Genomic DNA, 8,991 nt, shown 5'->3' on the forward strand with positions numbered 1-8,991 from the left:
GATCAGCGCCGGCATCCCGGGGACGCCGAGTCGTGGGCGGTGCTCGGGACGGCGTACGTCGAACAGGGACGGCGGACGGCCGACACGACCTTCTACGCGAAGGCCGAGAACAGCCTGCGGACCTCCCTGAAGGTGCGCGGCGACGCCCAGGCCCTCGGTGGCCTCGCGGCCCTCGCGAACGCGCGCCGGGACTTCCGGGCCGCACGGACCTGGGGTGAGGCCGCGCGCAAGCGGGAGCCGGGGCGGTGGACGACGTATCCGGCGCTGATCGACGCGTACACGGGTCTGGGCGACTACAAGGCGGCCCGGGCGGCGCTGGACCGGCTGACGGAGCTGCGGTCGGGGCCGGCGGTGATGGCCCGGGCGGCGGCCGTGTACCGGGACCGGGGCTGGCGCGAGGACGCGGCGGCCCAGCTCTCCGACGCGGCGGCCGGGGCGCGGGCGCCGGCCGAGCGGGCCGCGTACCTGGAGCGGGCCGGGGAGCTCGCCTGGGAGCGCGGGGACCGCGAGGACGCGCTGCGGCACTTCCAGGCGGCGGTCCGGATCGACCCCGACCAGCGGGCCGCGCAGGCCGGCCAGGGGCGGGCCCTGGCGGCGCTGGGCCGCACGACCGAGGCCCTGAACGCCTACCGGGCGGCCCTCGCCAAGCAGCCGCTGCCCCAGTACGCCCTGGAGCTGGGCGAGTTGTACGAGTCGCTGGGCCTGGGGCAGGCGGCCCAGGTGCAGTACGACCTGCTGCGGACGACGGCGGAGCGCGCCGCGGCGGGCGGGGTGGACATGGAGCTGGTGCTCGGGCAGTTCGAGGCGGACCACGGCGACCCGGCGTCCGCGGTACGGCGGTTGCGGGCCGAGTGGCAGCGGCAGCCGGGGATCGCGGTGGCCGACGCGCTCGGGTGGGCGCTGCACCGGTCGGGCCGGGGCGACGAGGCCCTGCGGTACGCCCGGATCGCCACGGACCAGGTGCACGGCGGCGGGGTGCGCAGCGCGCTGTACGCCTTCCACCTGGGCATGATCGAGCGGGAGTCGGAGCAGTACGCCCCCGCGCGCCGCCATCTCCAGGAGGCGCTGCGGATCAACCCCTGGTTCTCGCCCTCGCGGGTGCGGGAGGCGCGTCAGGCGTTGGCGGCGCTCGGCGAGGTGCCGGACGAGGGCGTACCGGTGACGGACGCGAAGGGGGTCACCGCGCGGCCGTACCGGTGAGGGGGTTCCCCGTCACGAGCGCCGCCCGCTCCTCAGAGGTTGCCCCGCTTCTCCTGCTCCCGCTCGATGGCCTCGAACAGGGCCTTGAAGTTGCCCTTGCCGAAGCCCATGGAGCCGTGCCGCTCGATGAGTTCGAAGAACACGGTCGGCTTGTCCTGGACCGGCTTGGTGAAGATCTGCAGCAGGTAGCCGTCCTCGTCGCGGTCGGCGAGGATCTTCAGCTCGCGAAGCGTGTCGACGGGGACGCGGGTGTCGCCGACCCACTCGCCGAGGGTGTCGTAGTAGGAGTCGGGGGTGTCGAGGAACTGGACTCCGGCCGCGCGCATGGTGCGTACGGTCTGCACGATGTCGTTGGTGTTCAGCGCGATGTGCTGGACGCCGGCGCCGCCGTAGAACTCCAGGTACTCGTCGATCTGGGACTTCTTCTTGGCGATCGCGGGCTCGTTGATCGGGAACTTCACCTTGAGGGTGCCGTCGGCCACGACCTTCGACATCAGCGCGCTGTACTCGGTGGCGATGTCGTCGCCCACGAACTCCTTCATGTTCGTGAAGCCCATGACCTTGTTGTAGAAGCCGACCCACTCGTTCATCCGGCCGAGCTCGACGTTGCCGACGCAGTGGTCGATCGCCTGGAAGGTGCGGTGGGCGGGCGGCTCGACGATCGGGGCGGCCGCTGCGAAGCCGGGCAGGTACGGGCCGTCGTAGCCGGAGCGCTCGACCAGGGTGTGGCGGGTCTCGCCGTAGGTGGCGATCGCGGCGAGGACGACCGTGCCGTGCTCGTCCTTCAGCTCGTACGGCTCGGTCACCGAGCGGGCACCGTGTTCGAGGGCGTAGTCGTAGGCGCGGCGGGCGTCCGGGACCTCGATGGCGAGGTCGATCACGCCGTCGCCGTGCTCGGCCACGTGCTGGGCCAGGAAGTGGCCCCAGGGGGTGGCGGGCTTGATGACCGAGGTGAACACGAACCGGGCGGAGCCGTTCTCCAGCACGTAGCTCGCGGTCTCGCGGCTGCCGTTCTCCGGTCCGGAGTAGGCCACCAGCCGCATGCCGAAGGCCGTCGAGTAGTAGTGCGCGGCCTGCTTGGCGTTGCCGACGGCGAAGACGACCGCGTCCATTCCCTTGACCGGGAAGGGATCGGCCTGCCGGGCGGTGTCGGGAGTGTGGTGTGTGGTCTGCGTCATGTGCGAAGCCTGGCTCCGCTCTGCAAGGTGCGCAATAGTTCGCGTATCCACTGGACAACATGTTCAGCGATACGGCCGTACCGTCGGCCCTTCTGTACAGGATGACCATCTCCCGGGGAGGCCGTGGTGGGGATCGACGAACTGGACGGGCGGATCATCGTGCTCCTCGCGCGCGAGCCGCGGATCGGGGTGCTGGAGATGTCCCGCCGGCTGGGGGTGGCCCGCGGGACCGCGCAGGCGCGGCTGGACCGGCTTCAGTCGAACGGAGTCATCAGGGGATTCGGTCCGCAGGTCGATCCGGCGGCGCTCGGCTACCCGGTGACCGCGTTCGCCACGCTCCAGATCCGGCAGGGTCAAGGGGCCGACGTGCGGGCGCACTTGGCCACCGTGCCGGAGGTGCTGGAGCTGCACACCACCACCGGCAGCGGGGACATGCTGTGCCGGCTGGTGGCCCGCTCCAACGCCGATCTCCAACGTGTGATCGACCGGGTTGTCGGTTTCGATGGGATCGTCCGGGCCGCCACCGCGATCGTCATGGAGAACCCCGTTCCGCTGCGGATCATCCCGCTGGTGGAGCAGGCGGCGGGGGATCCGGCGCTCCGGGAGTGACCGAGCCACTGGGGGTGAGCGGGTGTGAACTTCTGGGACTACCTCGTGGGCCGCCACCAGCAGCTGTTCGCGGACGCCTGGCAGCACGCGAGCGCCGTCTTCCAGTGCACGCTCGTGGCGACGGTGACCGGGGTCCTCATCGGGATCGCCACCTATCGCAGCGAGTGGGCGGGCAACCTCGCCACCACGACCACCTCGACGATCCTGACCGTCCCGTCGCTCGCCATGATCGGTCTGCTCATCCCGGTCGTGGGACTCGGCGTGCCGCCCACGGTGGTCGCCCTGACGCTGTACGGGCTGCTGCCGATCGTGCGCAACGCGATCGTCGGGCTGCGCGGGGTCGACCCCGCGCTGGTGGACGCGGCCACGGGCATCGGGATGTCCCGGACGACGCGCCTGCTGCGGGTCGAGCTGCCGCTCGCCTGGCCGCCGATCCTGACCGGGATCCGGATCGCGACACAGATGCTGATGGGCATCGCCGCGATCGCCGCCTACGCCTCCGGGCCCGGCCTCGGCAACGAGATCTTCCGCGGCATCGCCTCCCTGGGCAGCAGGAACGCGCTCAACCAGGTGCTTGCGGGCACGCTCGGGATCGTCGTCCTCGCCCTGCTGTTCGACGCCGCGTACGTCCTGCTCGGACGGCTGACCATTCCGAGGGGGATCCGTGCCTGAGACGTCCGGCACCTCGGGCGCGTCCATCGAGCTGGAGCACCTGACCAAGCGGTACCCCGGCAGTCCGCAGCCCGCCGTCGACAGCGTCAGCATGGAGATCAGGGCGGGCGAGACCGTCGTCTTCGTGGGTCCGTCCGGGTGCGGCAAGTCGACCACGCTCAAGATGATCAACCGGTTGATCGAGCCGACCGGCGGACGCATCCGGATCAACGGCGAGGACGTGACCGACATCGATCCGGTCAAGCTGCGCCGCAAGGTGGGCTACGCCATCCAGTCGGCCGGGCTCTTCCCGCACATGACGGTCGCGCAGAACATCGCGCTCGTGCCGAGGATGACCGGCTGGGACAGGCGCCGGATCGCGGACCGGGTGGAGGAACTGCTCGACCTCGTCGGGCTCGACCCGGGCGAGTTCCGCGACCGCTATCCGCGCCGGCTCTCCGGCGGCCAGCAGCAGCGGGTGGGGGTGGCGCGGGCGCTCGCGGCGGATCCGCCCGTGCTCCTGATGGACGAGCCGTTCGGCGCGGTCGACCCGATCACCCGTGACCACCTCCAGGACGAGCTGATCCGGCTCCAGCGCGAGCTGCACAAGACCATCGTCTTCGTCACCCATGACTTCGACGAGGCGATCAAGCTGGGCGACCGGATCGCGGTGCTGCGCGAGCGCTCCCACATCGCCCAGTTCGACACCCCCGAGGCGATCCTGACCAACCCGGCCGACGACTTCGTGTCCGGGTTCGTCGGCGCCGGGGCGGCGCTGAAGCGGCTGAACCTCACCCGGGTGCGGGACGTGGAGATCACCGGCTGTCCGACGGCGGCCGTCGACGACCCGCTCCAGGAGATCTTCAACAAGCTCCGGGGCAGCGGGACGAACGAGATCCTGCTGCTCGACCGGCGCGGACGGCCGTACAAGTGGCTCCGGCGCGGCGACATGATGCGCGCCAAGGGGGCGCTGGCCAGGGCCGGGACGCTGGTGAGCGACACGGTGACCCGGGACGCGACCCTGCGGGACGCGCTGGAGGCCGTGCTGACCGACAACGCGGGGCGGGTCGCGGTGACCGGGCGGCACGGCGAGTACACGGGTGTCGTCGACATGAAGACGCTCATGAACTCCGTGCACGACCTCCTGGAGGCGGACCGGCTGGAGGCCATGGAGCACCAGCACGAACTGGAGGCGGTCCGGGCCGACCGGACGCATGCCGAGCAGGAGGGCGACGGAGAGGACCGGACGGCGTGACGACGTACGGGCCCCCCGTGGCGGAGGACGAACGGGAGGAGAGCGCGCCCCCTCCCCCGGCGGACCGGCCCGGGCGGCGGATCACCTGGCAGAGGCTGACCTTCCTGCCCGCGTTCCTGCTCGCCCTGCTGCTCGCGACCTGGCTGTGGTTCGAGCAGGCCGACCTGGACCCGCTCACCGAGAACGCGCTGTCGAACGGGCAGGTGTCCAAGGCGCTGTGGCAGCACGTGCAGCTGACCGTGATCTCGACGTTCTTCGTGCTGATCATCGCGATTCCGCTGGGGATCGCGCTGACCCGCGACGCCTTCCGCAGGGCGAGCCCGGTGGTGATGACGATCGCCAACATGGGCCAGGCGACCCCCGCGATCGGTCTGCTGGCCCTGCTGGTGATCCTGCTGGGCACGGGCACCGAGGCGGCCCTGATCGGGATCATCGCCTACGCCGTCCTGCCGGTCCTGGCGAACACGATCGCGGGCCTGAAGGCGAACGACCCGACCCTGCTGGAGGCGGCACGCGGCATCGGCATGTCCGCCACGGGGGTGCTGACCCGCGTCGAACTCCCGCTGGCCGTCCCCCTGATCCTCGCGGGCGTCCGCACGGCCCTGGTCCTCAACGTCGGCACGGCCACCCTCGCGACCTTCGGCGGAGGCGGTGGCCTCGGCGTCCTGATCACGACCGGCATCACCAACCAGCGGATGCCGGTCCTGGTGCTGGGCTCGGTCCTCACGGTGGCCCTCGCCCTGCTGGTCGACTGGCTGGCGTCCCTGGCCGAACTGCTGCTCCGGCCACGAGGGTTGGAGGCGGGTCCATGAACGGAAACCACCCGACACCCCCTCCTGCCGACCACCGGGCCACACGCCCGGGAACCCGGCACCGACGACATGAGGCCGGCGAGCCCGCTGGACGCGACGCCATGAACGGAAACCACCCCGCACCCCCTCCTGCCGACCACCGGGCCGCACGGCCGAGGGCCCGGAGCCGGCGGCATGAGGCAGGGGTGCCCGGCACCAGCCCCGCCACGCGTCCACCTGACGCGGGCCCACGGCCGGCCGGTGCCCGGCTGTCGCGACGGCCGGAGGTGGCGGGGTGAGGCGGACCTTCCCGGTGCTGGGCGGTTGTCTGGTCGTGCTGGCCGCCGGCTGCGGGCTGACCAGCGGCTCCCCGATGGTCGACGACGTGAAGCCGGGGTCGGTCGGCCGGGGGCTGCCGCTCAATGGGGCGGATCTGACGGTCACGTCGAAGGAGTTCACCGAGCAGCTGATCCTCGGCGCGATCATGGGCATCGCCTTCGAGGCGGCCGGAGCGCACGTCCTCGACCGCACGGGCATCCAGGGATCCATCGGGGCCCGGGAGGCGGTCAAGTCCGGTGACGCGGACGGGATGTACGAGTACACGGGCACGGCGTGGATCACCTACCAGGGCAACAGTGAGCCCATCGCCGACCCGCAGGAGCAGTGGGCCGCGGTGCGCAGGGCCGACCTGGGCAACGGGCTGACCTGGCTGCCGAAGGCCCCCCTGAACAACACCTACGCCCTCGCCATGAACCGGTCCGGCCTGCGCAGGTACGGCACGAGGACGCTGTCCGACGTGGCCGCGCTGGCGAAGAAGGACCCCGGCGCGGTGACCCTGTGCGTGGAGAGCGAGTTCGCCAACCGCGCCGACGGACTGCCGGGCATGGAGAAGGCGTACGGGATGAGCGTCCCGGCGGGCAACATCACCCAGATGGACACCGGGATCATCTACACCCAGGTGGCGAAGGGCAGTTGCCGGTACGGGGAGGTCTTCACCACCGACGGCCGCATCAGGTCCATGAACCTCGCGGTGATGCGGGACGACCGCACGTTCTTCCCCAACTACAACGCGGCGCCCGAGATCAACTCCAGGTCCCTGAGGAAGTGGCCGGCCATCGCCGAGGTCCTGAACCCGATCACCGAGCGGCTGGACAACACCGTGGCGCAGGAGCTCAACGCCAAGGTGGACGTGGCCGGCGAGGATCCGCACGACGTGGCGCTGGACTGGATGAAGGCGCAGGGGTTCGTGAGGTAGCGCCAGGCTCCGCCGCACGGAGTTACAAAGAATCTGTTGCAAAGAAGCCTTTGCATAGATATCTTTGTACGCATGCCGGAAGAGCCCACCACACGGAAACTCGACGCCCGCTCCCTGCGCGGGCTCGCCCATCCCCTGCGGATGGAACTGCTCAACGCCCTGCGCCGCCGGGGCCCCGCCACCGCGTCGATGCTCGCCGAACGCCTCGGCGAGTCCAGCGGCGCCACCAGCTACCACCTGCGCCAGCTCGCCGAACACGGCTTCATCGCCGACGCCCCGGAGCACGGCAAGGGGCGCGAGCGGTGGTGGAAGGCCGTGGACCAAGGGCTGACGTTCGACACCGCCGAGTTCGAGGGCGCAGGGCCGGAAGTGCGCGGGATGGCCGAGATCTACCTGCACGAGGTCGCCGCCACGCACGCCCGCGAGCTGTCCGGCTGGCTCAGCACCCGGGACCACTGGTCCACCGAGTGGTCCAGCAGCTCCGACATGAGCGACATGACGCTCCAGCTCACCCCCGACCTGGCCACCGAGCTCGTCGACAAGATGCACGCCCTGATCAACGACTACCGCGGCCGCGTCACCGACGAGGCCCCCGGCACGGAGCAAGTACGCGTCCACACGCACCTGTTCCCGATCGAGACGAACTGACAAGACGGACTGAGAGGCCCCGCCATGCACGCCGAGACCCACCTCGCCCAGCACCAGCTCCGTGCCGCCGACCTCCGTGCCGAGGCCGACGCGCACCGCCTCGCCACCGAGGCCAGGCAGCCGTACGCCCTCCGGACCCGCCTCGGCTGGACCCTCGTGGAGGTCGGCCTCCGGCTCGCCGCCGCGAAGCCGGTCCTCGCCCACTAGCCCTCTGGCGCCGACCCCGGCACTAGCAGGCGGGGACGGACCCCTTCCCGCTCTCGAGAGCGTTCAGCGCCCCCACCGCCCCCTTCAGGGACGTCACCGGGATCAGCCGCAGCCCCTTCGGCAGTTCCGACTTCGCGTCGGAGCACTCGTCCTTCGGGACCAGGAACACCGTCGCCCCGTCCCGCTTCGCGGCCTGGGTCTTCAGGGCGACGCCGCCCACCGCGCCCACCGTCCCGTCCGCGTCGATCGTGCCCGTCCCGGCGATGGTGCGGCCGCCCGTGAGGTCGCCCCCGGCACCGTTGCCGTCGAGCTTGTCGACGATCCCCAGCGCGAACAGCAGTCCCGCGCTCGGCCCCCCGACGTCCGCGAGCTTCAGTGTGACCTTGACCTTGTCGTCGCTGAGCTTGAGGTAGCCGAGGGCCGCCTCGGTCGCCGCGTCCTGGGACTGCTTCATCTGCGCCGTGTTGTGCTTCTCGATCTCCTTGACGCTCTCCCCGCTCGGGTAGACCGCGTCGCGGGGCATCACCGCCCGGTCGGTGCGGAACCAGTTGTCGACGACGTCGCCGAGGGTGACCTGCGCGTCGGGCCCGGTCGCCTCGATGGTCGTCATCCGCAACTGCCCGCTCGTCGTACGGGTCGGGGCCCCGGACACCGTGATCACCGCCGCGCCCTCGTTGGCGCCGAGGACGTTCGCCGTGAGCCCGGGCTGCGCCAGGGAGAACGGCAGCGGCGCGAAGAGGGCCGTGGCGACCAGTGCCACGACGGGCAGGGCGCAGACGGCGACGGCCTGGGGGCGCGTGAGGCGTGAGAGCACGGGATCAATCTAACGCGACGGTCGATTCCGGCCACGCGCCGGTCAGCACGGGTACGGACCTCGTCGCGGGCGGTCCACCTACGGCGACAACGGGTTCAGCGCGCGCACATGCCGGCCGGCGGCGACCGCACCCACCCAGGGGCGCGGGGACCTGCGCGACCAGCCCCCACCGGACCCGCAGCCGACGACGAAACCGGACCGCCCCTCACCTCACCGCACCGCTCAGCGCAGCGCCTCCGCGACCTCCCGCGCCGCGTCCACGACCCGCGGCCCCACCCGCTCCGGCACCGCGTCCGCCAGCATCACGACCCCGACGCTGCCCTCGACCCCGGTGACCCCGAGCAGCGGAGCGGCCGCCCCGCTCGCCCCGGCCTCCAGTTCGC

At 71.6% G+C, this 8,991-nt stretch carries 10 protein-coding genes and 1 pseudogene; 8 read left to right on the forward strand and 3 right to left on the reverse strand.

Annotation, left to right across the window (positions count from 1 at the left end; translation table 11 throughout):
* Positions 1-1,200, forward strand: a 1,200-nt coding sequence (locus EHS43_RS28680; RefSeq protein ID WP_125193632.1) for a tetratricopeptide repeat protein, incomplete at its 5' end; no start/stop codon positions are given.
* 32 nt (positions 1,201-1,232) lie between these two features.
* Here the strand turns inward: EHS43_RS28680 and hppD are convergent.
* Positions 1,233-2,378: a 4-hydroxyphenylpyruvate dioxygenase gene (hppD, locus tag EHS43_RS28685; RefSeq protein WP_125193633.1), complete on the reverse strand. Its 1,146-nt coding sequence runs from the start codon at positions 2,376-2,378 to the stop codon at positions 1,233-1,235.
* Positions 2,379-2,504: 126 nt separating this feature from the next.
* Here hppD and EHS43_RS28690 point away from each other — a divergent pair, with 126 nt between their 5' ends.
* The 7 genes from EHS43_RS28690 (at position 2,505) to EHS43_RS28720 (ending at position 7,794) form a co-directional block, all read left to right on the forward strand.
* A complete protein-coding gene (locus tag EHS43_RS28690; protein WP_053848827.1) occupies positions 2,505-2,987 on the forward strand; it encodes an Lrp/AsnC family transcriptional regulator in 483 nt (160 codons plus the stop codon).
* A 24-nt stretch (positions 2,988-3,011) separates the two neighbouring features.
* Complete coding sequence (locus tag EHS43_RS28695) at positions 3,012-3,659, forward strand: ABC transporter permease (protein WP_125193634.1); 648 nt, start codon at positions 3,012-3,014, stop codon at positions 3,657-3,659.
* The gene (locus EHS43_RS28700; RefSeq protein WP_125193635.1) at positions 3,652-4,893 is read left to right on the forward strand and encodes an ABC transporter ATP-binding protein; all 1,242 of its coding nucleotides are present in this window, start codon (positions 3,652-3,654) and stop codon (positions 4,891-4,893) included. The genes EHS43_RS28695 and EHS43_RS28700 overlap by 8 nt, the downstream gene beginning before the upstream one ends.
* Before the next feature lie 17 nt (positions 4,894-4,910).
* Positions 4,911-5,705: an ABC transporter permease gene (locus EHS43_RS28705; protein WP_260470752.1), complete on the forward strand. Its 795-nt coding sequence runs from the start codon at positions 4,911-4,913 to the stop codon at positions 5,703-5,705.
* A 274-nt stretch (positions 5,706-5,979) separates the two neighbouring features.
* Positions 5,980-6,939 (forward strand): glycine betaine ABC transporter substrate-binding protein, encoded by a 960-nt coding sequence (locus tag EHS43_RS28710; protein WP_125193637.1) that lies wholly within the window; start codon positions 5,980-5,982, stop codon positions 6,937-6,939.
* Positions 6,940-7,011: 72 nt separating this feature from the next.
* On the forward strand, positions 7,012-7,587 hold the full coding sequence (locus EHS43_RS28715) for a transcriptional regulator (RefSeq protein WP_125193638.1): 576 nt from the start codon (positions 7,012-7,014) through the stop codon (positions 7,585-7,587).
* Positions 7,588-7,611: 24 nt separating this feature from the next.
* On the forward strand, positions 7,612-7,794 hold the full coding sequence (locus EHS43_RS28720) for a hypothetical protein (protein ID WP_125193639.1): 183 nt from the start codon (positions 7,612-7,614) through the stop codon (positions 7,792-7,794).
* 22 nt (positions 7,795-7,816) lie between these two features.
* On the opposite strand, the gene EHS43_RS28725 is transcribed toward EHS43_RS28720, so the two are convergent.
* Together EHS43_RS28725 and EHS43_RS28730 are read right to left on the reverse strand one after the other, a co-directional pair.
* Positions 7,817-8,608, reverse strand: a complete 792-nt coding sequence (locus tag EHS43_RS28725; RefSeq protein WP_125193640.1) for a S16 family serine protease — start codon at positions 8,606-8,608, stop codon at positions 7,817-7,819.
* Positions 8,609-8,830: 222 nt separating this feature from the next.
* Positions 8,831-8,991, reverse strand: a pseudogene (locus tag EHS43_RS28730) (IclR family transcriptional regulator); the annotation flags it as partial.

The sequence above is a fragment of the Streptomyces sp. RP5T genome, assembly GCF_003933965.1.
Taxonomy (GTDB): domain Bacteria; phylum Actinomycetota; class Actinomycetes; order Streptomycetales; family Streptomycetaceae; genus Streptomyces.

Bases quoted from the DNA above. Each gene is read 5' to 3' on its own strand.
- EHS43_RS28715 (WP_125193638.1), top strand. From the start codon at position 7,012: ATGCCGGAAGAGCCCACCACACGGAAACTCGACGCCCGCTCCCTGCGC.
- hppD (WP_125193633.1), bottom strand. From the start codon at position 2,378: ATGACGCAGACCACACACCACACTCCCGACACCGCCCGGCAGGCCGAT.
- EHS43_RS28720 (WP_125193639.1), top strand. From the start codon at position 7,612: ATGCACGCCGAGACCCACCTCGCCCAGCACCAGCTCCGTGCCGCCGAC.